General features: G+C 70.7%; 27 protein-coding genes. 14 read left to right on the forward strand and 13 right to left on the reverse strand.

Annotated features, from left to right (window positions below):
• Positions 1-94: 94 nt before the first annotated feature.
• Positions 95-880 (reverse strand): hypothetical protein, encoded by a 786-nt coding sequence (locus ACFVV1_RS21290; RefSeq protein ID WP_389991265.1) that lies wholly within the window; start codon positions 878-880, stop codon positions 95-97.
• A 185-nt stretch (positions 881-1,065) separates the two neighbouring features.
• Between ACFVV1_RS21290 and ACFVV1_RS21295 the strand changes: the two genes are divergently transcribed.
• Entirely contained in the window at positions 1,066-2,160 is a 1,095-nt protein-coding gene (locus ACFVV1_RS21295) for a phosphotransferase family protein (protein WP_389991268.1), read from the forward strand.
• 74 nt (positions 2,161-2,234) lie between these two features.
• Here ACFVV1_RS21295 and ACFVV1_RS21300 read toward each other — a convergent pair whose 3' ends face one another.
• The gene (locus tag ACFVV1_RS21300; RefSeq protein ID WP_389991271.1) at positions 2,235-2,777 is read right to left on the reverse strand and encodes a YbjN domain-containing protein; all 543 of its coding nucleotides are present in this window, start codon (positions 2,775-2,777) and stop codon (positions 2,235-2,237) included.
• Positions 2,770-4,122, reverse strand: a complete 1,353-nt coding sequence (mshA, locus tag ACFVV1_RS21305) for a D-inositol-3-phosphate glycosyltransferase (protein ID WP_389991274.1) — start codon at positions 4,120-4,122, stop codon at positions 2,770-2,772. The genes ACFVV1_RS21300 and mshA overlap by 8 nt, the downstream gene beginning before the upstream one ends.
• A gap of 196 nt (positions 4,123-4,318) precedes the next feature.
• Here mshA and ACFVV1_RS21310 point away from each other — a divergent pair, with 196 nt between their 5' ends.
• The 3 genes from ACFVV1_RS21310 (at position 4,319) to ACFVV1_RS21320 (ending at position 8,308) form a co-directional block, all read left to right on the forward strand.
• Positions 4,319-5,110 carry a class I SAM-dependent methyltransferase gene (locus tag ACFVV1_RS21310; protein WP_389991277.1) on the forward strand — a complete coding sequence of 264 codons (792 nt, stop codon included), beginning with the start codon at positions 4,319-4,321 and terminating at the stop codon, positions 5,108-5,110.
• A 306-nt stretch (positions 5,111-5,416) separates the two neighbouring features.
• Positions 5,417-6,505 (forward strand): NlpC/P60 family protein, encoded by a 1,089-nt coding sequence (locus tag ACFVV1_RS21315; RefSeq protein WP_389991280.1) that lies wholly within the window; start codon positions 5,417-5,419, stop codon positions 6,503-6,505.
• A 396-nt stretch (positions 6,506-6,901) separates the two neighbouring features.
• Positions 6,902-8,308, forward strand: coding sequence for a PP2C family protein-serine/threonine phosphatase (locus ACFVV1_RS21320; RefSeq protein ID WP_389991283.1), 1,407 nt, complete (start codon positions 6,902-6,904; stop codon positions 8,306-8,308).
• Here ACFVV1_RS21320 and ACFVV1_RS21325 read toward each other — a convergent pair.
• The 3 genes from ACFVV1_RS21325 to ACFVV1_RS21335 form a co-directional block, all read right to left on the reverse strand.
• Entirely contained in the window at positions 8,290-8,622 is a 333-nt protein-coding gene (locus ACFVV1_RS21325; protein ID WP_383760261.1) for a DUF2516 family protein, read from the reverse strand. The two genes, ACFVV1_RS21320 and ACFVV1_RS21325, sit on opposite strands and share 19 nt — an antisense overlap.
• Before the next feature lie 123 nt (positions 8,623-8,745).
• A complete protein-coding gene (locus tag ACFVV1_RS21330; RefSeq protein WP_389991286.1) occupies positions 8,746-9,414 on the reverse strand; it encodes a hypothetical protein in 669 nt (222 codons plus the stop codon).
• A gap of 27 nt (positions 9,415-9,441) precedes the next feature.
• Positions 9,442-9,936 (reverse strand): helix-turn-helix domain-containing protein, encoded by a 495-nt coding sequence (locus tag ACFVV1_RS21335; RefSeq protein WP_389991289.1) that lies wholly within the window; start codon positions 9,934-9,936, stop codon positions 9,442-9,444.
• 264 nt (positions 9,937-10,200) lie between these two features.
• Here ACFVV1_RS21335 and ACFVV1_RS21340 point away from each other — a divergent pair, with 264 nt between their 5' ends.
• Entirely contained in the window at positions 10,201-10,389 is a 189-nt protein-coding gene (locus tag ACFVV1_RS21340; RefSeq protein WP_389991292.1) for a hypothetical protein, read from the forward strand.
• 178 nt (positions 10,390-10,567) lie between these two features.
• On the opposite strand, the gene ACFVV1_RS21345 is transcribed toward ACFVV1_RS21340, so the two are convergent.
• Positions 10,568-11,158: a helix-turn-helix domain-containing protein gene (locus tag ACFVV1_RS21345; protein ID WP_389991295.1), complete on the reverse strand. Its 591-nt coding sequence runs from the start codon at positions 11,156-11,158 to the stop codon at positions 10,568-10,570.
• A gap of 151 nt (positions 11,159-11,309) precedes the next feature.
• The gene (locus ACFVV1_RS21350; RefSeq protein ID WP_389991298.1) at positions 11,310-12,119 is read right to left on the reverse strand and encodes an alpha/beta fold hydrolase; all 810 of its coding nucleotides are present in this window, start codon (positions 12,117-12,119) and stop codon (positions 11,310-11,312) included.
• A gap of 226 nt (positions 12,120-12,345) precedes the next feature.
• Between ACFVV1_RS21350 and ACFVV1_RS21355 the strand changes: the two genes are divergently transcribed.
• From ACFVV1_RS21355 to ACFVV1_RS21385, 7 genes are all read left to right on the forward strand, one after another.
• Positions 12,346-13,071, forward strand: a complete 726-nt coding sequence (locus tag ACFVV1_RS21355; protein ID WP_389991301.1) for an SMI1/KNR4 family protein — start codon at positions 12,346-12,348, stop codon at positions 13,069-13,071.
• Positions 13,072-13,169: 98 nt separating this feature from the next.
• On the forward strand, positions 13,170-13,583 hold the full coding sequence (locus tag ACFVV1_RS21360; protein ID WP_389991304.1) for a DUF5958 family protein: 414 nt from the start codon (positions 13,170-13,172) through the stop codon (positions 13,581-13,583).
• A gap of 403 nt (positions 13,584-13,986) precedes the next feature.
• Positions 13,987-14,649: a class I SAM-dependent DNA methyltransferase gene (locus ACFVV1_RS21365; RefSeq protein WP_389991307.1), complete on the forward strand. Its 663-nt coding sequence runs from the start codon at positions 13,987-13,989 to the stop codon at positions 14,647-14,649.
• Between the two features lie 541 nt (positions 14,650-15,190).
• Complete coding sequence (locus tag ACFVV1_RS21370; RefSeq protein WP_389991310.1) at positions 15,191-17,581, forward strand: ATP-binding cassette domain-containing protein; 2,391 nt, start codon at positions 15,191-15,193, stop codon at positions 17,579-17,581.
• Positions 17,582-17,807: 226 nt separating this feature from the next.
• On the forward strand, positions 17,808-18,893 hold the full coding sequence (locus ACFVV1_RS21375; protein ID WP_389991313.1) for a MerR family transcriptional regulator: 1,086 nt from the start codon (positions 17,808-17,810) through the stop codon (positions 18,891-18,893).
• Positions 18,894-18,971: 78 nt separating this feature from the next.
• The gene (locus ACFVV1_RS21380; protein ID WP_389991316.1) at positions 18,972-19,796 is read left to right on the forward strand and encodes an NAD-dependent epimerase/dehydratase family protein; all 825 of its coding nucleotides are present in this window, start codon (positions 18,972-18,974) and stop codon (positions 19,794-19,796) included.
• Between the two features lie 76 nt (positions 19,797-19,872).
• A complete protein-coding gene (locus tag ACFVV1_RS21385) occupies positions 19,873-20,394 on the forward strand; it encodes a DUF2199 domain-containing protein (protein ID WP_389991319.1) in 522 nt (173 codons plus the stop codon).
• 48 nt (positions 20,395-20,442) lie between these two features.
• Here the strand turns inward: ACFVV1_RS21385 and ACFVV1_RS21390 are convergent, their stop codons facing one another.
• Entirely contained in the window at positions 20,443-21,108 is a 666-nt protein-coding gene (locus tag ACFVV1_RS21390; RefSeq protein WP_389991322.1) for a TetR family transcriptional regulator, read from the reverse strand.
• Positions 21,109-21,149: 41 nt separating this feature from the next.
• On the opposite strand from ACFVV1_RS21390, the gene ACFVV1_RS21395 reads away from it, so the two are divergent.
• Positions 21,150-21,311, forward strand: a complete 162-nt coding sequence (locus ACFVV1_RS21395) for a hypothetical protein (RefSeq protein ID WP_389991325.1) — start codon at positions 21,150-21,152, stop codon at positions 21,309-21,311.
• Between the two features lie 90 nt (positions 21,312-21,401).
• Here the strand turns inward: ACFVV1_RS21395 and ACFVV1_RS21400 are convergent, their stop codons facing one another.
• The 3 genes from ACFVV1_RS21400 to ACFVV1_RS21410 all read right to left on the reverse strand — a co-directional run bounded on the left by ACFVV1_RS21400 (position 21,402) and on the right by ACFVV1_RS21410 (position 24,445).
• The gene (locus ACFVV1_RS21400) at positions 21,402-22,652 is read right to left on the reverse strand and encodes a GNAT family N-acetyltransferase (RefSeq protein WP_389991328.1); all 1,251 of its coding nucleotides are present in this window, start codon (positions 22,650-22,652) and stop codon (positions 21,402-21,404) included.
• Between the two features lie 64 nt (positions 22,653-22,716).
• A complete protein-coding gene (locus ACFVV1_RS21405) occupies positions 22,717-23,700 on the reverse strand; it encodes an asparaginase (protein ID WP_389991331.1) in 984 nt (327 codons plus the stop codon).
• Between the two features lie 46 nt (positions 23,701-23,746).
• The gene (locus tag ACFVV1_RS21410) at positions 23,747-24,445 is read right to left on the reverse strand and encodes an ABC transporter substrate-binding protein (protein ID WP_389991334.1); all 699 of its coding nucleotides are present in this window, start codon (positions 24,443-24,445) and stop codon (positions 23,747-23,749) included.
• Positions 24,446-24,576: 131 nt separating this feature from the next.
• Here ACFVV1_RS21410 and dtd point away from each other — a divergent pair, with 131 nt between their 5' ends.
• Entirely contained in the window at positions 24,577-25,026 is a 450-nt protein-coding gene (gene dtd / locus ACFVV1_RS21415) for a D-aminoacyl-tRNA deacylase (protein ID WP_389991337.1), read from the forward strand.
• A gap of 107 nt (positions 25,027-25,133) precedes the next feature.
• Here dtd and ACFVV1_RS21420 read toward each other — a convergent pair whose 3' ends face one another.
• A complete protein-coding gene (locus ACFVV1_RS21420; protein ID WP_389991339.1) occupies positions 25,134-26,099 on the reverse strand; it encodes a YgfZ/GcvT domain-containing protein in 966 nt (321 codons plus the stop codon).
• Between the last annotated feature and the right edge of the window lie 18 nt (positions 26,100-26,117).

Consider the following 26,117-nt stretch of genomic DNA (forward strand, 5'->3'; position numbering starts at 1 on the left):
TTGCCTCCCTCGGGGCAGTTGGTACGACCAGACTGCCCGGAGAGCGAGACACCGATCACGAGTACGCATACTCACTTACGTCCGCACCGGAGCCCTACGCCAGCTTCGCGGCCTGGGCCTCGACCACCGCGGTCGGCAGCTCGAAGTCCCCGCCTCCGCCCATCGCGGCCAGGTTCATCGAGGAGAACGAGGCGAACGTGGGTCCCTGACGCAGGGCCACCAGCTTCAACTGCCCCTTCTCCCCGCCCTGTTCCAGCTGCACCGTCCAGGCGACCGCTTCCTCGCCGCCCTTGATCTGCTCCTCGGTGATCTTGCTGACCTTCTGCTTCTCACCGGCCGCCGTGAAGTCGAACCCGCCCGCGCATTCGGTGGCCGCGGCGCGCAGAGAGGCGACCGACTCCTCCGCGCCCTTGCCGTCGTACGAGCCGAGGGCCAGCTGCGTCGTCGTGATGTCGAAGGCCGTCTTGAACGCCTCTTCGGGGTCCGCGCCGTCCTTGTCCATGCTGCCCTTCTTGGGCTCGCTGACGACGGTCCGCTTGGTGAACGCGCCGGGCTCACCGACCTGCGCGCCCATCAGCGCGTCCGCGAGCGGGGCGCAGACCTCCTTCTCGACCTTGATGTCGTCGACGGGGACCACATCCTTGGCCGCGGCCTTGGAAATCTTGTGCCCCTTGACGTCACCCTGGGCGAGCGCGGCCTTCTCCAGCTCGGCGGCGGTCAGCGCCTTGGCCGCCGGCTTCGCGGCCGCGGACTCCTTGCCCTTGGCATCCGCACCCTTGCCGCCGGAATCGGAGTCCGAGCCGCCGCAACCGGTGGCGAGCAGGGCCAGGGACACCGCGGCGGCGGCAACAGCGGTACGGCGTATGGCGGTGGATCGCATGGGTCCGGTCCATCTCTCTGAGCTGGGGTCTTCGGGTTTTGCCCACTCTATGAGCGGGAGTTGGTTTGTTGATCAACAAAGAAGGGCACGGGATGCGATCGTGATGGCGCCGTGATCGTCCCGTGAAGGCCCAGCCCTTCACCGCAAGCCCTAACGACTTCCGACACAGAGGGGCATTTCGACCCATGCAGATGGATGAGACAACTTCGCGTGTTCTCCGAGCTGTTGGTGTTACGGAGGAACGGATCAGCGCGTGCACACCCCTTGCCGGAGGCACGTTCAACGCCGTGACCCGGGTCGCCCTCACCGACGGCAGCGACTGGGTGGTGAAGATACCGCCGCCCGCGGTCGCCGGAACCCTCATGAGCTATGAGCGCGATCTGCTGGTCAACGAGGTCGAGTTCTACGGCCGCGCGGGTGCGTCGACAGCGGTGGTCCCCCACGTCCTGCACAGCGAACTCGCTCCACGGTTCCCGGAGTTCCCAGAGTTCCGGGAGTTCTCGGAGTCATCCACGTCACCCGACTCTCCTGAGGCACCCGCGTCCCCCGCGTCCCCGACCGGTCCGTACGTGATCATGTCGGCGTGCCCGGGCCGGCCCTGGAACGAGATCGCCCCCGGCACCATGTCCGACGCGGAGGAGCGTCGGCTCAGGAACGAACTGGGACGGATCGTCGCCCGCCTGCACTCCATCACGGGTCCCGCCGGATTCGGCTACCCGGGGCAGGCGTTGGGGCCGCTGTCGCCGACCTGGCGGCAGGCGTTCACCGCGATGACCGACGCCGTCCTCGCCGACGCCGACACCTACCGCGCCCGGCTGCCGCGATCGACGGCCGGTATCCGTGCGCTGCTCGCCGCAGCGTCCCCCGTACTGGACGACGTCACCCGGCCCGCCCTGGTCCACTTCGACCTGTGGCAGGGCAACCTGCTCGTCGACGGGGAGCCCGGCGCGCGCACCGTCGGCGGGATCATCGACGGCGAGCGGATGTTCTGGGGCGACCCGGTCGCCGACTTCGTATCGCTCGCGCTGTTCGCGAACATGGAGGACGACGCGGACTTCCTCGCCGGGTACGCGGAGGGCGCCGGACGCCCGGTCGTGTTCGACGCGTCGGTGCGGCTGCGGCTCGCGCTGTACCGCTGTTACCTCTACCTGATCATGCTGGTGGAAACCGTCCCGCGCCGCGTTTCGCGGGAGCACCTGGACCAGGCCTGGACGGAGGTCGGTCCGCAGCTCGTATCGGCGCTGGAGGACGTGGAGTCGGCGCTGCGGGCAAGGGGCTGATCCCACCGGCCCGCAGCGCCGACCCGGCCCGGAGGCGGACGGCGCGCTGTGCGTCAATGGGGGTGTGCAGACGGTCAGTCGGCCGGGCGCTGGGTCAGATGCGTGAACGCGTCCAGGTTTCGCGTGGACTCGCCGCGCGACACCCGCCACTCGTACTCCTTGCGGATCGCGCTCGCGAAACCCAGCTCCAGCAGGGTGTTGAACGAGCCGTCGGCCGCTTCCAGGACCGTGCCGAGCAGCCGGTCCAGCTCCTGCGGGGTGACCACGGAGAGCGGCAGCTTGCCGACGAGATAGATGTCGCCGAGCGGGTCGATCGCGTAACTCACGCCGAAGAGACGGAGGTTGCGCTCCAGCAGCCAGCGGTGGACCGCCGCGTCGTTCTCGTCCGGATGGCGGACGACGAAGGCGTTGAGGGAGAGCGAGTGCTTGCCGACGCGCAGTGAGCAGGTGGTGGACAGCTTGCGCGTGCCGGGCAGCTTGACGACGTAGCCACCGGGTTCGGGGCTCTCCCAGGCGAGCCCGGCGTCCTCCAGGGTCGCCTCGATGACCTGCGCGACCTGCGCGGCCTGCGTCGTCGCCGCCACAGCCGTTGCCGCTTCGTCGGGTACGTCAGCCATGGTGCGAGCGTACGCGACGGCGGTGTTCGTGCATCGCGGCCGTGTACACGTCGGCGGTCGCGGACGCGGCGGTGTCCCAGCCGAAGCCCTGGGCGTGCGCGGCGGCGGCCGCACCCATCCGCGCGACCAGTTCCGGCGCTTCGGCGAACCGGCCCAGTGCCTGGGCGTACGCCTGCGGGTCGTGCCCCGGTATCAGGAAGCCGCTGACCCCGTCCCGCACCGCCACCGGGAGCCCGCCGACGGCCGCCGCGACGACCGGGGTGCCCGCCGCCTGGGCCTCTATGGCGACCAGGCCGAAGGATTCGCTGTGCGAGGGCATGACCAGCACGGACGCGGCCCGGAACCAGTCGGCGAGCTGGTCCTGCCCGACCGGCGGGTGGAACCGTACGACGTCCGCGATACCGAGCCGGGCGGCCAGTTTCTGCAGCCCCTCCGGCTTGGCGAGCCCGCTGCCGCTGGGGCCGCCGACGACCGGTACGACCATCCGGGTACGCAACGAGGGATCGCGGTCCAGCAGGGCGGCGACGGCCCGCAACAGCACGTCCGGGGCCTTCAGCGGCTGGATGCGCCCCGCGAAGAGCGGGATCAGGGCGTCCTGCGGCAGTCCGAGGCGCGCACGCGCCGCCGCCCGCCCGTCGGCCGGGCGGAAGCGGTCCAGGTTGACCCCGGGGTGGACGACGGCGACGGACCCGGGATCGGCCTCGTAGAAGCGGACGAGCTCGTCCGCCTCCCCGGCGGTGTTCGCGATCAGCCGGTCGGCCGCGCTGACGATCTGGGTCTCGCCGATGACGCGGGCGGCGGGCTCGGGGGTGTCGCCCGCGGCGAGCGACGCGTTCTTGACCTTGGCCATGGTGTGCATGGCGTGGACGAGCGGGACGCCCCAGCGCTGGGCCGCGAGCCAGCCGACGTGACCGGAGAGCCAGTAGTGGGAGTGGACCAGGTCGTAGTAGCCGGGGCGCTGACCGGCCCACGCCTGCATCACGCCGTGCGTGAAGGCGCAGAGCTGAGCGGGCAGCTCCTCCTTGGCCAGACCCTCGTACGGTCCCGCGTCGACGTGCCGGACCAGGACACCGGGCGCCAGCTCGACCGCCGGGGGCAGCCCGCCGGCGGTGGACCGGGTGAAGATCTCGACCTCGATGTTGATCGCGGCGAGGCGCCTGGCCAGCTCCACGATGTAGACGTTCATGCCGCCCGCGTCACCCGTGCCCGGCTGGTGCAGCGGCGAGGTGTGCACGGAGAGCATCGCGACACGGCGGGGTTTGCGGTGGCCGCCGGGGAAGGCGGTGGGGAACCTGAGGCGCGGCGCGACACGGCTGCTGCCGAGCCGGGAGACGTACTGACTCACGTCGTCCGGTCCTCCTCACTCAGGGCATGACAGCGGAGGGACTTGAGCCCCTCGCAAGGGGCTGCAACAGTGGAATGTCTCCTTTCATTTCCGCTTTACCAAATCATTACGGTGCGGGAGCCGCACGCCGGGGCCGGGAAGCGGGGCCGGGCCCCACGCCGCCTGCCACCCCCGCGGAATCGTTACGCTCGCTGTCATGCGCCCCATCGGCACCGCGACCCGCGGGACCACCAACCCGAACCGGCTCCGCCGCATGGACCGCTGGATCGCCGCCACCCACGGCCCGGCCCTGCGCCGCGCCGACGCCCCCGCCGCCGTCGACCTCGGGTACGGCGCCGCGCCCTGGACCGCCGTCGAGCTGCTCCAGCGCCTGCGCACCGCCGAGCCGCGCACGACGGTGACCGGCATCGAGATCGACCCGGAGCGGGTCGCGGCGGCGAAACCGTACGAGCGCGAGGGCCTCACCTTCCTGCACGGCGGCTTCGAGATCCCGCTCCCCACGCGCCCCGACCTCATCAGGGCGGCGAACGTGCTGCGCCAGTACGACGAGGACGAGGTCGCCGCGGTCTGGCAACGGCTGTGCGGCCGCCTCGCGCCGGGCGGGCTGCTGGTGGAGGGGACGTGCGACGAGATCGGGCGCCGGCATGTCTGGGTGGCGCTCGGCCCGGAGGGCCCGCGCACGGTGACGTTCGCGACCCGGCTCGGCTCCCTGGAGCGCCCCTCCGACCTCGCGGAACGCCTGCCCAAGGCGCTGATCCACCGCAATGTGCCGGGCGAACCGGTCCACGCCTTCCTGCGGGACTTCGACCGGGCGTGGGCCGCAGCCGCCCCGTACGCCTCGCTGGGTGCCCGGCAGCGCTGGATCACAGCGGTGCGGTCACTGTCGGCCGACTGGCCGCTGGCGGACGGGGTACGGCGCTGGCGCCAGGGCGAAGTCACGGTGAAATGGGCCGCCGTCCAGCCCGACCGACAGCCCAACACGCGCTGAACAGGCCCGGCGAACGCGCGTACGGGGAGGCGGGCGGGAACACGGACGGGGCATCGTTCGTCCAGACGAAGGGGAGCGACAGCGATCACGGGGCCCGGGGAGAGATCCCCGGGCGTCGGCCGACCCGTGTGAGCGTCAGGACAGCGGCCGTGTGCCTCTGTTGCTTTTCGGTACGGCATGGCACGATCTCGTCATCGACCAAAGTTACTGACGGTAAATCAGATTCATTGGATCTGCCGGTTCCATAGGAATCACAGGCTTCATAGGCTTCATAGGCTTCATCGGGTTCATTCGGAGGGGGATCTCGTGAACCGACGTCACTGTGCCGCAGCCGCGATCACTCTGGTCTGCGCGCTGACCGTACTCACCGCGCCGGTCCAGGCTTTCGCCGCGCCCGCGCCCCCACCCCCCTCCCCCTCCGCGTCGCAGCCCGCTTCCGGGTCCGAGGCGGCGAAGCCGAAGAAGACCCTCGAAGAGGTACGCAAGGAGATAGACGCCCTGTACCGCAAGGCCGGGGCGGCCACCGACGCGTACAACCTCGCCGAGGAGAAGGCCGAGAAGCAGTCCGGCGAGATCGTCAGGCTGGCCCGGGCCATAGTCGCGGGCCAGGCGAAGATCGCCGAGCTCAAGAGCATGGCGGGCGCCCAGGCCCGCGAGCAGTACCGCACCGGCGGACTGCCGCCCGGCGCCCAGCTGATGCTCAGCGACGACCCGCAGCTGTTCCTGGACGGGGTGACCCGGGTCCGGGAGGGCCAGCAGGCCGCCCAGGGCGTCCTCGGCGAACTGACCAGGACCCAGCAGGACTTGGAGACGTACACCCAGGACGCGAGCACCAACTGGGACAAGCTCGAAGCCGGCCGCCTCAAGCAGGCCGAGGCCAAGAAGAAGATCAACGCGCAGATCGCCGCGGCGAAGAAGCTGGAATCCCAGCTGAAGAAGGAGGAGCGGGCCCGCCTGCTGAAGCTGGAGCAGGAGGCGGAGTACAAGCAGCAGACGGCCTGGCTCAGCTCCGGCGCCCTGAAGGACATCAACCGCGAGGCGAGCGCGAGCGGCAGGAAGGCGGTGGCCTTCGCGACCGCACAGATCGGCAAGCCGTACGTCTGGGGGGCCGAGGGCCCCGGTTCGTACGACTGCTCGGGGCTGACGTCACAGGCCTGGGCGGCGGCGGGCCGGCCGATCCCGCGCACCTCGCAGGAGCAGTGGCGGCTGCTGCCGCACATCGCCATCAAGGACATGCGCCCCGGCGACCTCATCATCTACCACGGTGACGCGAGCCACGTGGGCATGTACATCGGCGACGGGGCGATCGTCCACGCCCCCCGTCCCGGCCGCAACGTCACCCTGGCGGGCGCGGGCTCGATGCAGATCCTCGGAGTCGTACGCCCGGACAAGTAGGGACACCGGCCGGGTGCGGGGGCACCGGATCGTGGGCGCCGACCACGTCGAGCCCGGCCGGCGATCGAGGACACAGCACGCCCCGGCCACCCCTCCCCCGGCACTCTGTCGACGCCCCCGACCCTCGTGGGAGTGACCCGCACTCCCACGGGAGTGACCCGCACCACCGACCCCCCACCACCCCGCGTGACCTTTGTCATGCCCGGATACCCGCCCCCACGCCCGCGCATCTCGCCGGATCCGTGACCTGACGCGGCTTATGGCGGTGCATATGACAGCGGCCGATCGCGGAACGCCATTCCGTTCCCCCACCGCGGACCGCTATCGTCCCCGTCTGGCGGGTCGTCGATCGTCGTTCCGCCGCGCCCTCGGGGGGAGGGAAGGAAACCGAAACCGATGCCCGTACCCGCACCGCAGCAACAACAGCACACCGTTCCCGCTGCGGAGACCTCCCACGGCGCCCACCTCACCCTCCTGGTGATCGAGGACGACCCGGCGGGCACCTTCACCGTCCCGGAGCTCCCGGCCGTGGCCGGCACACGGGTCCGCATCCGCACCGCCCGCAACCTGACCGAGGCGGGCCGGCTCCTCACCGACGACGTGGACTGCATCCTGCTGGACCTGGCCCTGCCCACCGGCAACGAGGCGCGCTCGACCGGGCCCGAAGGGGCCGAGGGCGCCGAGCGGGCCGACGGGCTCGCCACCCTCGAGCACGTCCTGCGGATCGCCCCGCGCCACGCCGTCCTCGCCCTCACGGCGGAGGACGACGCCGAGCTGGGCGCCGAGGCGGTACGGGTCGGCGCCCAGGACTACCTCTCTCGCGGCGAACTCGACGGACTGCTCCTCAGCCGCGCCATCCGTTACGCCGTCGAACGCAAGCGCGCCGACACCGCCCAGCACCAGCTCACCGAGTCCCGGCTGCGCGCCCAGGAGAACGCCCGCCTCGAACGCGGCCTGCTCCCCACCCCGCTGCTCGAAGGCTCCGATCTGCGCTTCGCGGCCCGCTACCGCCCCGGCCGCAGCCGTGCGCTGCTCGGCGGGGACTTCTACGACACGGTCCGTACGCCCGACGGCACCGTCCACGCGATGATCGGCGACGTCTGCGGGCACGGCCCCGACGAGGCGGCGCTCGGCGTGGAACTGCGCATAGCGTGGCGGGCGTTGACCCTGGCCGGGCTCTGCGGGGACGAACTGCTCTCCACGCTCCAGCAGGTCCTGGAGCACGAGCGGGAGAGCGAGGAGATCTTCGCGACGCTCTGCACCGTCGACATCGCGCCCGAGGGCCGGCGCGCCGGGCTCTGCCTGGCGGGCCACCCCGCCCCGCTGATCGCCCGGCGCGGACAGGCCGCGCGCCTGCTCCCGTACGAGGACGGCGGCCCGGCCCTCGGCCTGCTGCCGCGCGCCCGGTGGCCGCGCCGGCAGGTGGACCTCGGCGGCACCTGGAGCCTGATGATGTACACGGACGGGCTGATCGAGGGGCGCGTGGGACCGGACGGTACGCAGCGGCTCGGCCAGGACGGCATGGTCGCGATGATCAACCGCCAACTGGCGGAGGGGTTCACCGGCGAGGCCCTCCTGGAGGCGGCGGTCACCGAGGCGCGGGAGCTGAACGGCGGCGAGCTGACCGACGACGTCGCGGTCCTGCTGCTCGACCGCGACCAGGAGCGCAGCCGCCGGTGGGGCGTGAACGGCGAACGGGGCCGGAGCATCCCGCGCCCCCGCCCCGAACCGACACCACCCACGCCCTCCGCAAGCACCGCGGGCGCCACGACCGCCGCGAGCGGTCAACGCCCGCCGTTGTAGGGCCCGTACGGCCCGTCGCTGCTGGAGCCACCGCGCCGGCCGCCGCCCGAGACCGCCTGCAGCGCGGGCCGTACGTCCACCAGGAAGACGATGGACGCGACAGCTCCGGCAAGCTGCAGGAACAGCATCGGCACGAAGAGATTCACGGCGACGGTGATGCCGAGGATGATCAGCCAGAAGGACTTCTTCTGCTTGTCCGCGGCCCGGTAGGCGTCCTCACGGGCCGTGGCGGCCATGATCAGTGCGACCACGGCCAGGACGAGCATGACCATGTAGAGCAGCCAGACGAGTGTGCTGAATCCTGTGAGCAACATGGTGTGCACCGCCTAATAAGTGGATGAGCGCCTCGCGGCCAAGGTACCGGGACAACGAGCCGGGCACCCCGAAAGGTGCCCATCCCGCGCCCCGGTACACAATCCGGCCGGGGCGTCGAGGCCCTACTTCGTGGTCGGCGGAGTGTTCTTCTTCGCGGTGGGCTTGCTCACGGGCGCCTTCTTGGCGGGCGCGGCCTGCGCCTTGCTCTCCGGCCGGACGGCCTTCGGGGCGGGCGCTGCCTTGGCCGGACCGGGCTTCGCGGCCGGCCCCGGCTTCGCGGCCGGACCGGGCTTGGCGGCCGGCTGCGTCTTCGCGGTGCCCGTCGGCCTGGACTCCTTGCGCGGCTCGACGACGACGGCGATCTCGACGATCTCGTCGGCCGTCTCGCCACGCCAGTTCTTCACGGTCTGCTCACCGCGCTCGGCGACCTTCTCGTACGTCTCCCGGGCCCGCACCGCGTACTCCGCGGCCACGCCCAGCCCCCGCAGCGCCAGGTCCTGGGCGTCCTCGCCCAGCTTCCGCAGGTCACTGTCGAACGACCCGATCACCTCGGTGAACTTGGCCTGCACGGCGGCCTGCGCCTCCTTGGCCTGCGAGGCGACCTTCTCCTGCACGGCCTTGGGGTCGGTATTGCGTACCGCCTCGATACGCTCCGGCGCCTCCGCGCGCAGCTGCTCGATCAGCGCCGGGACCTTGCGCGCCTGCTCGACGGCGATGTCGGCCGTACCGGCGGCGAAGTAGAGGGGGGTCGGGTCGGTGAGGGTCTTGCGCAGGTCATCGGTGATGGCCATGACTGTGGTCCTCCCGGATCATCAGACTCAGTGTGAGGGTTTTGAAGAGTTTGAAGGCTTTGAAGCCGAGCCGGCGTCGCTGCCGCCGGCCTTGTGGGGGCCGTCGGCACCGGCACCCGCTCCGGACTCGCCGCCGGTCTCCGATCCGGCTCCGACGCCGGATTCCGGTCCGGGCTCGAACCCGTTCTCCTTGCGGAAGGAGTCGTAGATCTGCAGCAGAACACTCTTCTGCCGCTCGTTTATGGACGGGTCGGCCAGAATCACCGCCCGCGTCTCCAGCTCATCCCGCTCCCGCTCATCCAGGATCCCGGCCCGCACGTAAAGGGTCTCGGCGGAGATCCGCAGCGCCTTGGCGACCTGCTGCAACACCTCGGCGCTCGGCTTGCGCAGCCCGCGCTCGATCTGGCTGAGGTAGGGATTGGACACCCCCGCGGCATCGGCGAGCTGCCGCAGCGACAGCTGGGCGTTGCGCCGCTGCTCGCGCAGATACTCACCGAGATTGCCGACGTTGAGTGATGCCATACCCCGATGGTGCACCCACCTTGCTAACTTTTGCAAGCACCCGCTTGCAAAAGTGCGCCACGCCACCCGCACGGCCCCGTGCGATCTCCCGTCCCGTTTATCCGTTCTCAGCAGATGTGGCGAGTCCCAGTGGTTCTGGCGAACGACCTGGCGGAGTCCCGACGAAGCCGGCCGGCCTGTTGTCCCGTCGCGTTCAAGCTGGCGGATTCCCACTCGATCTCATTCGGGCTGACAGATTCTCACTGCCACGAGCTCGGAGCGGCGGTGTTTGCTTCGATCGTGGCCCAACTGGTCCGCGGCGCGGCCCTTGAGGCCATCATCAGCGGCAGCGAGGCCGTCACCCGCAAGACTCTCGACACCATCGAGGTCGACCAGACCGCCGAGGACGCACGCAACGAACGGCGCCGAGCCCGAAAGCCCCGCCGCCGGAGGCCGGATGCCGACGCAGCCTGAACAACTTCGGTCACTGCCCATCTCTCCCGGCCCCGTCCACAACGAGACACTCGGCTCCTACCTCCACCGCCTCGCCGTCGCCAACAACCGCCCCGCCAGCGTCCTTGCCCGGCTTCTGGGCCCCCTCCCACCGGAGTTCTCACCGCTCAGCAACACCACAGCCGGATGGACCGCTCACTCACCCGACCGCCACCCGAGCGGTGGCGTCACCCGCCGCGAGAAGGTGGGCGGCGTGGTCGAAGCGCACCAGCTGGGCGGCACGCTTGGGAGTGAGGCCGATCTGGGACCGGAAGCGGGACCACAGGCGCTTACGGCTCCATCCCACCTCGTTCGCCAGGCTGTCGACCCGCACCTGTCCCCGGCTGGTGAGCATCCGCCACCAGGCAGCAGCGATCTCCGGATCGAGCGGTGGGCGGGCGTCCAGCCGTCGGCCAAGGACATCCGCCGCGATCGTGAACCGTTCGTCCCACGACGTGGCGGCGCGCAGCCTGTCCTCGGCTCGCCCGGCGTCGCGACCCCAGACATCTTCCAGGGAGACCACGGTCCCGACGAGCTCGGTCGATGCGCTGAGCACTGCAGCCGCCACGACCGGCGACAACCGAATCTGGAGGCACTGGCCTGCCTCGGCCGTCCGGCCGCTGATCCGAAGGTTGCCCGGGATCAGCCCGACGACCACGCTGCCGCGTTCGCGCCGGCCGTGGGCGTTGTAGACGAGGCCGTCTCCTTCGCTCAGGTCCACGAACAGGGTGACCGATGGGTGCGCAACCATGGCGATGTCCACGAGCGCCGGGAAACGTTGACCGAACCCGGCCATGCTGATCCCGGGCAGTCGCTCTGACTGCCGCGGGATCGCGACCTCCACCCACGTCCAGTCAGGTGGTGACTCTGTGGCCCACACAGCACCAGGGTAGCGATCGGTGTCAGCGGCCTGCCGCCGCGAAGGCCAGCAGCAACTTGCTGGTCGTCTCCGGCGCTTCGAACATGGGGAGGTGTCCGACGTCGGGCAGTTGCTCGACGCGCGCGTTCGGCACCGTGTCGTATTGGTGTGCCGAAGACGGATCCCAGCGGCGGTCGGCAGCGCCGAAGATCACCAGGACCGGGACGTCGAGGGCGGTGAGGCGGTCGGGCACGCTCCGCTCGGCGATGTACGCGGCGTTTCGGCGCAGCACCGTCCTGAACGTGCGATAGCTGATGCCCCGGACCTCGGCGACCAGGTCGTCCGGGACGTCCACCGGGCGGTTGCATACCGCGGCCACCCCCCTGCGGAGCATCGCGTCCGAGCGGATCGACCAGAGGAGCGGGCCCAGCGGCGGGGCAATCAGCATCTGAAGGAGGACGGGCTGCGGAAGGAGCGCGTCGGGACTCGGGCCGCTGCTGATCAGCGCGAGCGAACCAACCAGGTCAGGGCGCTGTTCGGCAAGCGCGGTGGCGATGTATCCACCGCTGGAGTGCCCGACCACGGTGATCGGACGAAGGTCGAACTCGTCGAGCACCGCGGCCAAGCGGCCCGCCTGCTCAGGCACGTCGTACGACGGCGCGGGCGAAGACTGGCCGTGACCCGGGAGGTCGACTCGGATGACGTGATACCGGTCGGCGAGTGCCGGCACCACCGGGCTCCAGGAGCCGCCCGAGAATCCCGATCCGTGGATGAGCACCAGCGGCGGCGCCTGCCGCGGGCCGTAGTGGACCACATGCATCCCGTGCAAGTGCGTGACGTCGTCATGTCCCATGTACGGGACGATGCCTGCGCTGCCCGCTATCAGTCTTGTACAAATGTCGTCGCGAGGCTGACGCTCGCCGGACACCTCTGTCTCCACGGCGAGCGGGACTTCCACGAAAGCCAGGCCGTTTGAGAACGTCAGCCATCGGCAGTCTCCAACCATCTGGCATTCATGCAGGTCAACGTGTCGCTACCTGCCACCTACACCGCGACGGGACACCTGTACGGTCCACCGCATGGTTGACGAGTTCGATGTGGCTCAAGCTCTGCGCGGCGGGATACCCGACAGGGCGCGAGCCTGGGCCTTCCTTCGGGACTTTGCCGCAGCGTGGGTGGAGCCGCTCGCCGACGGCGCCGGTACGCGAGCGGAGGAGCTGGAACAAGCCGAGGAGACGCTGGGGCTCGCGCTGCCGACCGCGTTGCGTGAGGCCTACTCGCTTCTCGGCACGCGTCACGATCTCACCGGCAACCAGGACCCTCTGCTACGGCCCTCCGAACTGTTCGTGCATGACGAGTTCGGCGGAGTGCTCGTCTTCCGCAGCGAGAACCAGGGGTGCGCTTTCTGGGGCGTCCGACTGCGGGATCTCGACCAGGACGATCCGCCGGTGTTCGTCCAGTCACGGGACGGCTGGGTTCTCTTCCTGGAGCGAGTCTCCCTGGCCTGTGTCGAGCTCGTCCTCGGCGAGACGCTGCTCGGCCGCGAAGAACGGCTCTACAACGCCTGCGAACTTCCCGCCGAACTGATCCGAGAGCTGCCGAGCCGGTTCACGCGGGTGGAGTTTCCCGAGTACCCGATGTGGACCGGCATGGCGGACTCACCCGTGTGCTGGTTCTCCGCACCCGGCATGCTCTTGCGGCTCGACGGACTGAGCGACCACAGCTGGCTGCACGTCCGGGGAAGGACGCAGGCCGACCTGGACTCGCTCTGCGACACCATCCTCGGACACTGGGTACGCGGGTAGTCAGTGCCGTTGGAAGCCGACGAACTGCCTTTCTAGGCACCCGATGGTCTGCTCGGATGGCTGGGAACTCGGCGAATCGAGCGCAACGGGGCGTGAGAATGGCTGATCCGTACGTCATTCTCAACGAGCTCGCCCAGGAGCTTCGGCCGATGTCACAGGGCATCGGGTGGTTCGAGAGCCTCTCCGCTGAGGAGCAGTCCACCACCCTGCGACTCCTGTCCCATTTCTGCATTCAGGCCCGCGCCACCACCGAGGACGGCCCGGAAAGTATCCGACGCGCCGGACTTCGCGCCACGCACACACCGGCAGTTCTGATCGCACGAGGGCGGATCGACCAGCAACTCGGGAAGATCGCCAGTCTCACCCCGCACGACGAGCGCCTCAAGTCATTCCGGCTACTGATCGCGGTGCTGGCCGTCGCCGACGAACGCCGGCGGGAGCGCTTCTGCTCCGACGGTTGCGGACACGCGTGGCATCGACTGGCCGTCGGTACCCCCGAAACGCCGGCCTGATTCCTCGCGCTGTCGCCCCTACCGGGCCAGCGGCCGGAGGGGAAACATCGCACTCAGCTTCGGCAGTTTGCGCGCCGCCTCGTCTTCGCAGCGCACGTTCCACTGCTCGCCGAGCGGCCCTCTACTGCCCGCTGCATCGCCCTGATCAGCTTCGACCGGACACCGTCTCTCCGAAGCAGAGGCAGTCCCGGTCCTTGTGAGGCATCTGGTCGTGCGTCTCTGCCGGCCTTGGGCAGCCGCCGACTTGTCTCGGCCAATCCGAGGTACCGGACGCCCCCGGCACCTACGGTCCGTCACACCTGGTCAGCGCCGAGTGGGGGGTGGCCGGTGGAGGACTTTCCGGCCTGAGTGCGCCGACGCGTGGCCAACAAGCGACGAGGGACCGGGGCTACTGTCATCAGCCATGACCGAAGCCACCTACCTGCACACCACTCGGACCGCCTACGACACCGTTGCGGTCGACTACGAGAGGCTCGTCCGCGACGAACTGAACACCAAACCGCTGGACCGCGCCATGCTCGTCGCGTTCTCCGAACTCGTGCAGGCACCAGGCACGAGGCCGGTCGCCGACCTCGGCTGCGGCCCCGGCCGCATCACGGCCCACCTCCGCTCACTCGGAGTGGAAGCATTCGGCATCGACCTCTCCCCCGAGATGATCGCGGTCGCCCGCCGGACACACCCGGGTCTTCGGTTCGAAGAGGGATCGATGACCGCTCTGGACCTGGAAGACAACAGTCTCGGCGGCATCGTCGCCTGGTACTCCACCGTCCACACCCCACCCGAGCTGCTGCCGACCGTGTTCGCGGAATGTCACCGGGTGCTGGCCCCGGGCGGCCACATGCTCCTGGCCTTCAAGGTCGGGGACCGGCTCCGGCATCTGGACCAGGCATACGGCCACGAACTGTCGCTCGATGTCTACTGGATGTCTCCCGATCACATCGCCGACCTGATGAGCGAGGCCGGCCTCGTCGTGGACGCCCGGCTGATCCGTGAACCCGACGAGCGCGAGAAGCCCCGACAGGGTCGGCAGGCCTTCTTCCTCGCCCACAGGCCGCAGTCATCGTGACGGGACACCTCGGGTCGTAGCGCCGCCCTGCCTCACCCCCGGCCGGACAGGACATCCCGTGTCCCGTGTCCCGCCTCGGGGATCCGCTCTGATATCGGCGGACCTGATATCGGCGGACCCTGCGCCGTAACCGGTGCCGCTATCCTCGACCGGGGCCGGCCCACACCCGCGGCGTGTCCATGATCGCGGGGGAAGCCGAGGCCCACGGGGTCGACGCGCTGCCGTAGGGGCGGGGTGACCGGTGCGCCGCGCGCACCGGTTTCGACCTGCGTGCGCCGCCCACCCCGTACCGCTGGTTCCGCTTCTCCCCGCGCCGCATCCTGCCTGGCGCGACGCGAACGAGACGCCGGACCGCGATCCGTCGCGCGACGGCCGCTGGTCGGTCCGACGCCTCGGCCGGGCGCGCCTCGTGGCCGGGGCCCAGAGGCTTCACGGGCCGAAGCGAAGGAGAACCAGGCGTACCGCTCGAAGCCGGTCGGATCGAGCCGGGCGATGCCGACGGGGACCGCGAAAGCGGCCCCGCCCGACAGATGGAGACACGATGAGCATGGCCACGAGGACGGACACGCAGTCGTCCGCGCCGCACACTGCCGACAGCCACGATCTGATCCGCGTGCACGGCGCGCGCGAGAACAACCTCAAGAACGTCAGCATAGAGATCCCGAAGCGCCGCCTCACGGTGTTCACCGGCGTCTCCGGCTCGGGCAAGAGCTCGCTGGTGTTCAACACGATCGCCGCCGAGTCGCAGCGGCTGATCAACGAGACGTACAGCGCCTTCGTGCAGGGCTTCATGCCGACGCTGGCACGTCCCGAGGTCGACGTACTCGAAGGACTGACGACCGCGATCGCCGTCGACCAGCAGCGGATGGGTGGCGACCCCCGCTCCACGGTCGGCACCGCCACCGACGCCAACGCGATGCTGCGCATCCTCTTCAGCCGGCTCGGGAAGCCGCACATCGGCCCGCCCGGCGCCTACTCCTTCAACACCGCCTCGGTCCGGGCGAGCGGCGCGATCACCGTCGAGCGCGGTGCCAAGAAGGCGGTGAAGGCGACCTTCTCCCGCACCGGCGGCATGTGCACGCGCTGCGAAGGCCGGGGCACGGTCTCCGACATCGACCTCACCCAGCTCTACGACGACTCCAAGTCGCTCGCCGAGGGCGCGTTCACCATCCCCGGCTGGAAGTCCGACAGCTTCTGGACGGTCCGGGTCTACGCCGAGTCGGGCCTCCTCGACCCGGACAAGCCGATCCGCAAGTACACCAAGAAGGAGATGCAGGACTTCCTCCACCGGGAGCCGACCAAGGTGAAGGTCGAGGGCGTGAACCTCACCTACGAGGGGCTGATCCCCAAGATCCAGAAGTCGTTCCTGTCCAAGGACAAGGAGGCGCTGCAGCCGCACATCCGGGCGTTCGTGGAGCGGGCGGTCACCTTCACCACCTGCCCCGAGTGCGACGGGACGCGGCTGAGCGAGGGGGCCCGGTCGTCGAGGATCGAGCGGATCAACATCGCCGACGCCTGCGCGATGGAGATCCGCGACCTGGCCGAATGGATCCGCGGCCTCGAGGAGCCTTCGGTGGCGCCGCTGCTCGCATCGCTGCAGGAGACCCTCGACTCGTTCGTGGAGATCGGCCTCGGCTACCTCGCGCTCGACCGGCCGGCGGGCACGCTGTCGGGCGGCGAGGCGCAGCGCGTCAAGATGATCCGCCACCTCGGTTCCTCGCTCACCGACGTCACGTACGTCTTCGACGAGCCCACCGCGGGGCTGCACCCCCACGACATCCAGCGGATGAACGACCTGCTGCTGCGGCTGCGGGACAAGGGCAACACGGTGCTCGTCGTGGAGCACAAGCCGGAGATGATCGCGATCGCCGACCACGTCGTCGACCTCGGCCCCGGCGCCGGTACGGCGGGCGGCGCCGTGTGCTTCGAGGGCACTGTCGAGGAGCTGCGGGCCGGTGACACCGTCACCGGCCGCCATCTCGACGACCGGGCCGCCGTCAAGGAGACGGTACGCAAGCCGACCGGCGCGCTGGAGATCCGCGGCGCGACGGCGAACAACCTGCAGGGCGTCGACGTGGACATCCCGCTCGGGGTGCTCGCCGTCGTCACCGGCGTCGCCGGCTCCGGCAAGAGTTCGCTCGTGCACGGGTCGATCCCCGTCGGCGAGGGCGTGGTGTCGGTCGACCAGAGCCCGATCAAGGGCTCGCGACGGAGCAACCCGGCAACGTACACCGGACTGCTCGACCCGATCCGCAAGGCGTTCGCGAAGGCCAACGGCGTGAAGCCGGCCCTGTTCAGCGCCAACTCCGAGGGCGCCTGCCCCACGTGCAACGGCGTCGGCGTCGTCTACACCGACCTGGCGATGATGGCCGGCGTCGCCACCCCCTGCGAGGAGTGCGAGGGGAAGCGGTACCAGGCATCGGTGCTCGAGTACCACCTCGGCGGGCGCGACATCAGCGAGGTGCTCGCGATGTCGGTGGCCGAGGCCGAGGAGTTCTTCGGCGACGGCGAGGCGCGCACACCGGCCGCGCACCGCATCCTCGAGCGGCTCGCCGACGTCGGGCTCGGCTACCTCAGCCTCGGCCAGCCGCTCACCACGCTGTCCGGCGGCGAGCGGCAGCGGCTCAAGCTGGCCACCCACATGGCCGACAAGGGCGGCGTCTACGTCCTCGACGAGCCGACCACCGGCCTGCACCTCGCCGACGTCGAGCAGCTGCTCGGCCTGCTCGACCGGCTCGTCGACTCCGGCAAGTCGGTCATCGTCGTCGAGCACCACCAGGCGGTCATGGCGCACGCCGACTGGATCATCGACCTCGGCCCCGGCGCCGGCCACGACGGCGGCCGGATCGTCTTCGAGGGCACACCCGCCGCCCTCGTCACCGCCCGCTCCACCCTCACCGGCGAGCACCTCGCGGCCTACGTCGGCGCCTGACCGGGGCGGCCCCGTGGGACGGGTTCTCGCACACTGGATCCGGTGTGCGAGGACCGGACCGGGATCGGCCGGACAGCGCGCCGCCGATGTCCGGCCGATCCCGGTCCGGGGCACCCGCACGGCGGCCGGCCGCAGGGCAGTCGCCCACCGTTTGACCTTCACCTTGGGGGAGGCCACAGCATCGGTGGGGCCGGGCGACCTGCTCGGCACGAGGAGGAGAGCGGGCATGGGGCTGCTGACCATAGGGACGTTCGCGAAGGCGTCCCGGCTGTCACCGAAGGCGCTGCGTCTCTACGACGAGCTCGGACTGCTGCCCCCCGCTCGCGTCGACCCGGTGACCGGCTACCGGCTCTACGCCCCGGAACAGTTGGACCGGGCCCGGCTGGTGGCCTGGCTGCGCCGCCTGGGCATGCCGCTGGCTCGCATCCAGCACGTCTGCACGCTGGACGCGGCCGCAGCAGCCCAGGAGGTCCGCGCGTTCTGGGCACAGGTCGAGGCCGACACCGCCGCACGGCGGGACCTGGCCGCCTTCCTCGTCGATCACCTGTCCCGGAAGGACCCCGCCATGACCCCGATCACCCGGCCGCTGGAAATCCGTTACGCCGCACTGTCCGACACCGGACTCGTCCGTGAGAGCAACCAGGACACCGCCTATGCCGGATCACGCCTCCTTGCCGTCGCCGACGGCTTCGGGGCCGGCGGAGCAGCCGCCGGCGCAGCAGCCGTCGACGTGCTCAAGCGCCTGGAAACCGACAACGTTCCCGCGGGCAGTCTCCTCAACGCCCTCGAAGACGCCGTCGAACAGGCCGGTCGGGCCGTCCGCGGAGTCGCCGGAGCCGGCCTTTCATCGCAAGAGGTCGGCACGACGCTCACCGCGATGCTCTGGACCGGTTCACAGCTGGCCCTTGTCCACATCGGCGACTCCCGCGCCTACCTCCTGCGTGCCGGAGAGCTCTTCCGGATCACCCATGACCACACCGTGGTGCAGTCGATGGTCGACGAAGGGCGCCTCAGCCCGGAGGAGGCCGTCTCCCACCCTCAGCGATCGCTGCTGATCCGGGCCCTGTCCGGGGACGCCGAAGTCACGCCCGACATGCGCCTGCACGACGCGCGGCAGGGCGACCGCTATCTGCTCTGCTCCGACGGCCTGTCGAGCGTCGTGCCGGACGAAGAGATTCACCGGGCACTCGCCGCGATCGGCGATCCTGAGCAGGCAGTGCGCGAACTCATCGCCCTTGCCAACCGCTCCGGCGGCCCCGACAACGTCAGCTGCGTGGTCGCCGACGTCATGGAGCTCCGTTCGGGCCACTGATCCCGGTGCCCTCCGGCGGACGCCTGATCGGCATCCGCCGGACGCCCGCAACCCTCGACGAACACGAGACAAACGGGGTTGAACGTTGCCGCGTGGCCGTACGATCCGCGCGCCTGGTGCGGCTCGTGCGGTTCATGCGACCCGATCGGGTACTACCGGGCGAACGTGGCCAAGAGCCTGGAGTTCGCCGGCCACCTCCTGCGCAACGGCTGTACCCGCATGATCTTCAGCTCGTCCGCCTCCATCTACGGCCCGGACGCCGATCTGACGGTCGACGAGGACTCCCCCGTCGCCCCGCAGAGCCCGTACGCGCGCACCAAGGCGGTGTGCGAGGCGATGTTCACCGACATCGCCGCCACGCAGCCTCTGCGCGTGCTGTCCCTGCGCTACTTCAACCCGATCGGCGCAGATCCGAAGATGCGTACGGGACTTCAGCTGCGGCGCCCGAGCCACGCCCTGGGCAAGATGATCCAGGCGCAGGAGGAAGGCACCGCGTTCCAGGTCACCGGAACCGGCTACCCGACGCGCGACGGTTCGGGCGTGCGCGACTACGTCCATGTCTGGGACCTCGCCGCCGCACATGTGGCCGCGCTCGGCGCCTTCGACTCCGTCCTGCCGGTCGCGGGGTCCGGGCCGGCGGCCACCTCCACCGTCATCAACCTGGGCACCGGCACGGGCACCACCGTGCGCGAGCTCCTCGACGCCTTCAACAGCGTGGTCCAAGCACCTGTGCCCGCGGTCGACGCCGAAGCCCGGCCGGGCGATGTCGCGGGGGCGTACACCGGGAGCGACCGGGCGAAGCGGCTGCTGGGCTGGCAGCCGCGGTACTCGCTGGCGGAGGGCATCCGCCACTCCCTGGAGTGGGCCGCCGTACGAGAGGGCATGCTCGGCCGTTCCGTGTAGGCGCGGGGGCGGGTGCACGCGAGGGAACGGACCTCGTACGCCCGCCCCCCGGGACCACAGGGCCTAGGATCCCGCCATGGCTATCGACCCCGGCTACACCTGCTCCTGCTGCGGCGAACACCACGCGGAACTTCCGATGGGGTACTCGACCATGGCACCCGACGTCTGGGACGCGAGCCTGGAGAACGATCCCGACAGCATGCTCTCCTCGGACCAGTGCGTCGTCAGACACGAGCACTACTTCATCAAGGGTCTGATCGAGATACCCGTCCTCGGCAGCGAGGAACCGTTCTCCTGGGGCGTCTGGGTCTCGCTCAGCCGGGAGAACTTCGGGCGCGCCCTCGACGTGTGGGAGACCCCCGGCCGGGAGTTCGAGCCGCCGTACTTCGGCTGGCTGAGCACCGAGTTGGGGCTGTACTCGCCCCGCACGACCAACCTCAAGACGAATGCCCACACCCGCCCGATCGGCCTGCGTCCCCGGATCGAGCTGGAGCCCACCGACCATCCCCTCGCCGTGGAACAGCGCACCGGCATCACGCGCGACCGGGTGCGCAAGATCGCCGAAGCGGTGCTGCACGCCGACGACGTCCCTGCCTGAGCGGCCCCGCGCTCAGCGGGCGGTCGTGGCCGCGCACCGTGTCGGCCGCTACTGCGCCCCGAGTCCCGACCGCAGTTGCACGAAGGCGAGTTCGGCCGCCTCGACCGCGCCGTCGTACACCTGGTCCGCGCTCTCCCCCGCTTCGATCCGCCGCCAGTTCTCCAGGGCCAGGATGCGCAGTACGGCGTTGATCTGGCCCGCGGCCAGCCTGTCCCGCACCCCGTCGCCCAGCGCACGGGCGAGCGCCGCCTCCGAGCGGCCCTGGTAGGTGTACAGGCGGGCGACCAGGGACGGCGTCCCGTACAGCAGCCGCTGATACGCCAGCACCGCCGGCACATCGCAGAGCCCGGTCACCGGGTCGCGTCGCTCCAGGCCTGCCAGGAAGTTGCGGCGCAGGGCGTCCAGGGGCGACTCGTCGTCCGCGCGGGCGGCGACCACGCGGGCGGACTCGTCCTCGTGGTCGGCGAAGCGGTGCAGGGCCAGGTCCTCCTTGGCCGGGAAGTACCGGAACAGTGTCGGCTTGGAAATGTCCGCGGCGGCCGCCACCTCCGCCACCGAGACCTTGTCGAAGCCCCGCTCCAGGAACATCGCGATCGCGGCATCGGAGATCGCCTGGTACGTCAGCTGCTTCTTCCGCTCACGCAGGCTCATCGGCGCATGCGGCGCGGGGCCCGCAGGCTCCGCCGTCCCGGGTGTGTCTCCGCTCATGACCATGAAGCGTACGCCTTGACCTCAACCGGACTTGACGTCCGAGAGTGGTCGCACGGGCGCCGGGCAGGCCGGACGCCGACAGCCGGAAGGGTGTGGTCCAGATGCGCGCGGTGCTGGTCAGGGAGCTGGGCGGGCCGCAGTCGCTGGTGACGGCCGAGCTGCCGGACCCGGTGGCGGGGCCGGGGCATGCGGCGCCTGTGCCGTGAACCAGTTCTCGTAGCCCTGCCTCGTCGTCCCCACCGACGGCCGGCGGCGGCTCGGCGTGACCTGCCGTCGGCGGCAGGCCGGGGCCGTTCCTAGAACATGTCCGGGCACCAAGCCCGCCGCGCCGCCCGGAACATCCCCTCCGCCAGCGCCACCGCACCCGGCGTGCGTTCCTCGATGCGGCCCAGCGCCGCCAGTCGGACCGGCGACTCGTCGCCCAGGTAGAGCGTCCCCAACTCCCTTACGTCCAGGGCGAGATCGGCTTCGGCCGAGGTGGGGGTGCAGCTCGCGCCGGCCGGGGAGGCGTCCAGGCGGTAGCGGCCGGTGGTCAGGCCCGTGGTGTCGTGGACGTCCAGGACCAGCGCGCCGGGTACCGCGTACGTACGGGCCTCCAGAGCGCGTACGACGTCCAGGACGCGCACCCACAGCCAGTCCGCGTGGGTCACGATGCGGGCCGCGCGTGGGTCCGGGAGCAGGAGGGGCAGCAGGTCGTCGGGGGCGCGGTAACCGGTGCGGACCGTGGTGATCCAGTCGATCGAGCAGACGAAATGCCACAGCGCGCGCTCCGCGGCCGGGGTGACGGCGATCTGCCCGAGCACCGTGGCCCGGTTCAGCGGCTGCTTGGCCTCGCCCCAGTTGTCGTCGGCGCGGTAGGCGATCAGACCGTCCGGCTCACCGGCCGCGTTGCTGTAGACCGCGTAGAAGGGTTCCTTCCAGGCCTCGGGACCGGACGGGACCTCGCCGGTGTTCAGTTCCCACCAGCGGGCGTCGCGGCTGACCACACCGTGCTGCCGGGCGCGCAGCCGGTCGTGGAGGGCCGGGCCCAGCTTCCGTACGTCGGCACCGCTCACCAGGTCGATCCGGCCGCCGTCCTGCACGGAGGGGCCCGACCAGCGCGGGTCGAGGCCCGCCCTCGGTACGTCGATCTCCCACTCGGTGGTCCACGCCGCCGGACCGAAGCCGTACCGCCCGTAGATCGGGTACTCGGCGGCGATCAGTGTGGCGACCACGTCGCCGCGCTCCTTCGCCGCCGCCAGGTCCGTGGCCATCATCCGGCTGAGCAGTCCGCGACGGCGGTGCGTGGGCGACACCGTGACGTTGGCGATCGCGTCGGCCGGCACCGTGGCACCGCCGACGGCCGTGAGCTCCTGTGCGAACGAATGGAACGTGGCCACGCACCGCCCGCCGTCGAACGCGCCCTGTACGCGGGCGAGATCCGTGAGCGGGAGCCGCCGTTCGGCCTCTTGTTCCGTTCCCGTCGGCGGCTGCAGAAAGCCGGTGTGCTTGGCGCGCAGCCAGTCGGGGAACTCGGAAGCGGTGATCGTACGGACGTCAGGGACCATGTGAGCCACGCTAGACACCCGGCTCGCGAGTTGTCGCCCAGTTTCCCGGGACCGCGGAATCCGCTCAGAACGCCGCCCTGATCTCGCCGACCTCACCGCCGCCGCCCAGCAGCGGCGTGCGTCCGATCCGGGAGACCACCGGGGCGTCGATGCCGAGCAGGCGCAGCGACCGGGCCAGCACCGGGCCGAGCGCCCGCGTCGCGCCGTCGTCGATCTTGAAGGCCACGGCCCGGCCGTCCGCCAGCGCCACCGCCTGCACCGCCTCCGCGCCCATCTTGGAGAGCGTGCCCGGCACCTCCCGCATCAGCCAGGTGTCGGGGCGGCGCGTTCCCGCCACGTACTCGGGGTGGGCCCGCATCGCGTCGCCGACCCGGCGCTCCGCCGTCCCCGGCTCGGCCAGCACGAACGTGCGGAAGGCCCGCGCCAGACCCACCAGACTGATCGCCATCAGCGGCGCCCCGCACCCGTCCGTCCCGACCGCCGCGACCGGCTCGCCGGCCGCCTCCTCGACCACCTGGTGGACCAGCTGCTGGAGCGGGTGCGACGGGTCGAGGTAGGACGCCCGGTCCCAGCCGTTCAGCGCGCACACTGCGAGCATCGCCGCGTGCTTGCCGGAGCAGTTCATGGTGATCCGCTCCCGGACGTTGCCCGCGGCGAGATACGTCTCCGCCTCCGCCGGGTCCAGCGGCAGATCGGGCGGGGTCTGCAGATCGCCGGGGGTCAGCCCGTGCTCGGCGAGCATCTTGCCTACGAGTTCGAGGTGGAAGCCCTCGCCGGAGTGGCTCGCGGCAGCCAGTGCCAGCCGCTCCCCGGACAGGTCGAGCCCGGCCCGCAGCACGGCCGCGGCCTGCATCGGCTTGTTGGACGAACGGGGGAAGACCGGCGCCGCCGGGTCGCCCAGGACCCGTTCCACACTGCCGTCGGCGGCCAGGAGGACCAGCGAGCCCCGGTGACGGCCCTCCACGAAGCCGGACCGTACGACCTCGGCCAGGACGGGGTGGGCGGGGGATATGGCGGAGGGGGCGGCGGGGGCGGCGCTGGAGGTCATGGTGGCCTTCCGGGGACGGGCGGAACCTGCCCCCGGAAGGGTCGCTTCAGGCGAGCAGGTCGTCTACTTGTGCTTCACCGTCACGGTACCTGCGGGCGATCTCCGCACTGCAATCGTCAGCGGTGCGTTGCAGCTGGTGACGGCGGCGGGAGACCTGCTGCTCGTAGCGGACCAGGCGCCCCATCGCGATGTGCAGCTCGTCGTCCGTACGGGCGTCGAGGTCGGAGAGTTCGACCTCGGCGAGCGTCTCGGCCGCCAGCCGGCGGTACTCGTCGCTGCGCGGCGTGGTGAGCGTGACGTGCCGGGCGGAGGAGCGGTGCCGGGACGGGGTGTCGGCGAGGATCTCCGAGAGCCGGTCCACCACTGGTGTCTCCGGATCCCGTCTGCGGGCCAGCTCGGCCCGCAGGATGTCGATCCGGCCCTGGATCAGCCGCCGCACATAGCTGAGGTCGGCCTCGTCGCGCTGCGCGTCGCGACGCAGTGTGCGCAGCTCCGGCAGGCACAGGCCGCCCAGCTCCGGCTGCGGTCCCGCGGACGGGCCGTCCAGGTATGCGTGACCGGTTCGCTGGACGGGTGGGCGCAAGGTGCTGGTACTCGTACCGGTGGTGGTGCTGGTGCTGGTGCCGGTACCCGTACTGATACCGGTACCCGCACTCGTACTGATACCGGTACTCGTACTCGTACTGGTGCCGGTACGCGTGACCGGCACGGCGCCGGGGGACTGCCCGGTTCCATAGGTACTCATGCTGGTGTCCATCCCCTCGACCGGTGCGTCGGCACACCGCCTTCCCAGCATGGTGCCACTCCGGTGGGGCATATGTGGATGCTCTGTACCCGTTCAGCCCAAGACAGGTTGGCCAGGATAGGTTGGTCCATATGCGTGCAGTGGTGCAGAGGGTGGACGGTGCGAGCGTCACGGTGGCCGACGGCACGGGCGCGTCGGGCGGGCCCGAGACCGTCGGCGAAATCGTCGGTGAAGGGCTGTGTGTGCTGGTCGGGGTCACCCACGGGGACACCCCGGAGAAGGCGGCGCAGCTCGCCCGCAAGCTCTGGTCGGTCCGCATTCTGGAGGGCGAGAAGTCCTGCTCCGATGTGAATGCACCACTTCTGGTGATTTCTCAGTTCACTCTCTACGGGGATGCCCGGAAGGGGCGCAGGCCCACGTGGAACGCCGCGGCGCCCGGCGAGGTCGCCGAACCGCTGGTCGACGAGGTGGTGGCGCAGCTGAGGGCGCTGGGCGCGCAGGTGGAGACCGGCCGGTTCGGGGCGGACATGCGGGTCTCGCTCACGAACCACGGCCCGTTCACCGTCCTCGTCGAGGTCTGAACCGGCCCACGGCCCGACCCCGGACAGAGGTCGGGCCGTGCACTCGGTACATCGGTACGGACGGCGCAGACGCCGCAGACGGTCGCGCGTAGAGAATCTGCGTGCGGTTACGGCTCCACGACCGTCTCCTGGGCGGCGGCCGTATCCCCCGCGAGCAGCTCCGCGTCCACTGCCACGTTCCGCTTGACCAGGGCCAGCGCGATCGGCCCCAGCTCGTGGTGGCGGGCGGACGTCGTGATGAAGCCCAGCTGCCGGCCCTCGGCGCCGTCCGCGGCGAGCCGTACGGGGGTGCCGTGTCCGGGCAGCACGACCTCGCTGCCGTCGAGGTGCAGGAAGACCAGCCGCCGCGGCGGCTTGCCCAGGTTCTGCACCCGGGCCACGGTCTCCTGGCCCCGGTAGCAGCCCTTCTGGAGATGGACGGCGGTGCCGATCCAGCCCAGCTCGTGCGGGATGGTGCGGTGGTCGGTCTCGAAACCGAGGCGCGGGCGGTGCGCCTCGACGCGCAGCGCCTCGTACGCCAGGATGCCGGCCACCGGGCCGTGTGCGGCCGCGTACGCCTCCAGGTCGGCGCGGGGCAGGAACAGATCCCGGCCGTACGCCGTCTCCCGTACCGTCACCCCGTCCGGGACCTCCGCGATGGAGCCGGCCGGCAGATACACGACGGCGAAGTCCTCGGTGCGGTCGGCGACTTCGACCCGGTAGAAGAACTTCATGGACTCCAGATAGGCGACGAGGTCGCCCTGCGTGCCCGGTTCGGCGTGCATCCACACGGTCTCGCCGTCGTCGACGAGATAGAGGGCGTGCTCGATGTGTCCGTGCGCGGTGAGGATCAGGGCCTCGGTGGCCTGTCCCGGGGCGAGTTCGCTGACGTGCTGGGTGAGCAGCAGATGCAGCCAGGCCAACCGGTCGCTGCCGGTGACGGTGACGACGGCGCGGTGCGAGAGGTCGACGAGGCCGGAGCCGTCGGCGAGGGCGCGCTGCTCGCGGAACAGGTCACCGTAGTGCGCGGCGACGCCTTCGTCGCGGCCTTCGGCGGGGACCGCGCCGGGCAGGGACAGCAGAGGGCTCTTCATGCGACCAGCGTACGACGC

The organism is Streptomyces sp. NPDC058092 (assembly GCF_042884935.1).
In the GTDB taxonomy this organism is placed as follows: Bacteria; Actinomycetota; Actinomycetes; order Streptomycetales; family Streptomycetaceae; genus Streptomyces.

Coding starts and splice junctions, on each gene's coding strand:
- dtd (WP_389991337.1), top strand. CDS start 24,577: ATGCGTGCAGTGGTGCAGAGGGTGGACGGTGCGAGCGTCACGGTGGCC.
- ACFVV1_RS21300 (WP_389991271.1), bottom strand. CDS start 2,777: ATGGCTGACGTACCCGACGAAGCGGCAACGGCTGTGGCGGCGACGACG.
- ACFVV1_RS21325 (WP_383760261.1), bottom strand. CDS start 8,622: ATGTTGCTCACAGGATTCAGCACACTCGTCTGGCTGCTCTACATGGTC.
- ACFVV1_RS21370 (WP_389991310.1), top strand. CDS start 15,191: ATGAGCATGGCCACGAGGACGGACACGCAGTCGTCCGCGCCGCACACT.
- ACFVV1_RS21345 (WP_389991295.1), bottom strand. CDS start 11,158: ATGGTTGCGCACCCATCGGTCACCCTGTTCGTGGACCTGAGCGAAGGA.
- ACFVV1_RS21330 (WP_389991286.1), bottom strand. CDS start 9,414: ATGGCCATCACCGATGACCTGCGCAAGACCCTCACCGACCCGACCCCC.
- ACFVV1_RS21400 (WP_389991328.1), bottom strand. CDS start 22,652: ATGGTCCCTGACGTCCGTACGATCACCGCTTCCGAGTTCCCCGACTGG.
- ACFVV1_RS21290 (WP_389991265.1), bottom strand. CDS start 880: ATGCGATCCACCGCCATACGCCGTACCGCTGTTGCCGCCGCCGCGGTG.
- ACFVV1_RS21310 (WP_389991277.1), top strand. CDS start 4,319: ATGCGCCCCATCGGCACCGCGACCCGCGGGACCACCAACCCGAACCGG.
- ACFVV1_RS21385 (WP_389991319.1), top strand. CDS start 19,873: ATGGCTATCGACCCCGGCTACACCTGCTCCTGCTGCGGCGAACACCAC.
- ACFVV1_RS21355 (WP_389991301.1), top strand. CDS start 12,346: ATGGTTGACGAGTTCGATGTGGCTCAAGCTCTGCGCGGCGGGATACCC.
- ACFVV1_RS21420 (WP_389991339.1), bottom strand. CDS start 26,099: ATGAAGAGCCCTCTGCTGTCCCTGCCCGGCGCGGTCCCCGCCGAAGGC.
- ACFVV1_RS21295 (WP_389991268.1), top strand. CDS start 1,066: ATGCAGATGGATGAGACAACTTCGCGTGTTCTCCGAGCTGTTGGTGTT.
- ACFVV1_RS21320 (WP_389991283.1), top strand. CDS start 6,902: ATGCCCGTACCCGCACCGCAGCAACAACAGCACACCGTTCCCGCTGCG.
- ACFVV1_RS21405 (WP_389991331.1), bottom strand. CDS start 23,700: ATGACCTCCAGCGCCGCCCCCGCCGCCCCCTCCGCCATATCCCCCGCC.
- ACFVV1_RS21350 (WP_389991298.1), bottom strand. CDS start 12,119: ATGGGACATGACGACGTCACGCACTTGCACGGGATGCATGTGGTCCAC.
- ACFVV1_RS21410 (WP_389991334.1), bottom strand. CDS start 24,445: ATGAGTACCTATGGAACCGGGCAGTCCCCCGGCGCCGTGCCGGTCACG.
- ACFVV1_RS21390 (WP_389991322.1), bottom strand. CDS start 21,108: ATGGTCATGAGCGGAGACACACCCGGGACGGCGGAGCCTGCGGGCCCC.
- ACFVV1_RS21375 (WP_389991313.1), top strand. CDS start 17,808: ATGGGGCTGCTGACCATAGGGACGTTCGCGAAGGCGTCCCGGCTGTCA.
- ACFVV1_RS21335 (WP_389991289.1), bottom strand. CDS start 9,936: ATGGCATCACTCAACGTCGGCAATCTCGGTGAGTATCTGCGCGAGCAG.
- ACFVV1_RS21365 (WP_389991307.1), top strand. CDS start 13,987: ATGACCGAAGCCACCTACCTGCACACCACTCGGACCGCCTACGACACC.
- ACFVV1_RS21360 (WP_389991304.1), top strand. CDS start 13,170: ATGGCTGATCCGTACGTCATTCTCAACGAGCTCGCCCAGGAGCTTCGG.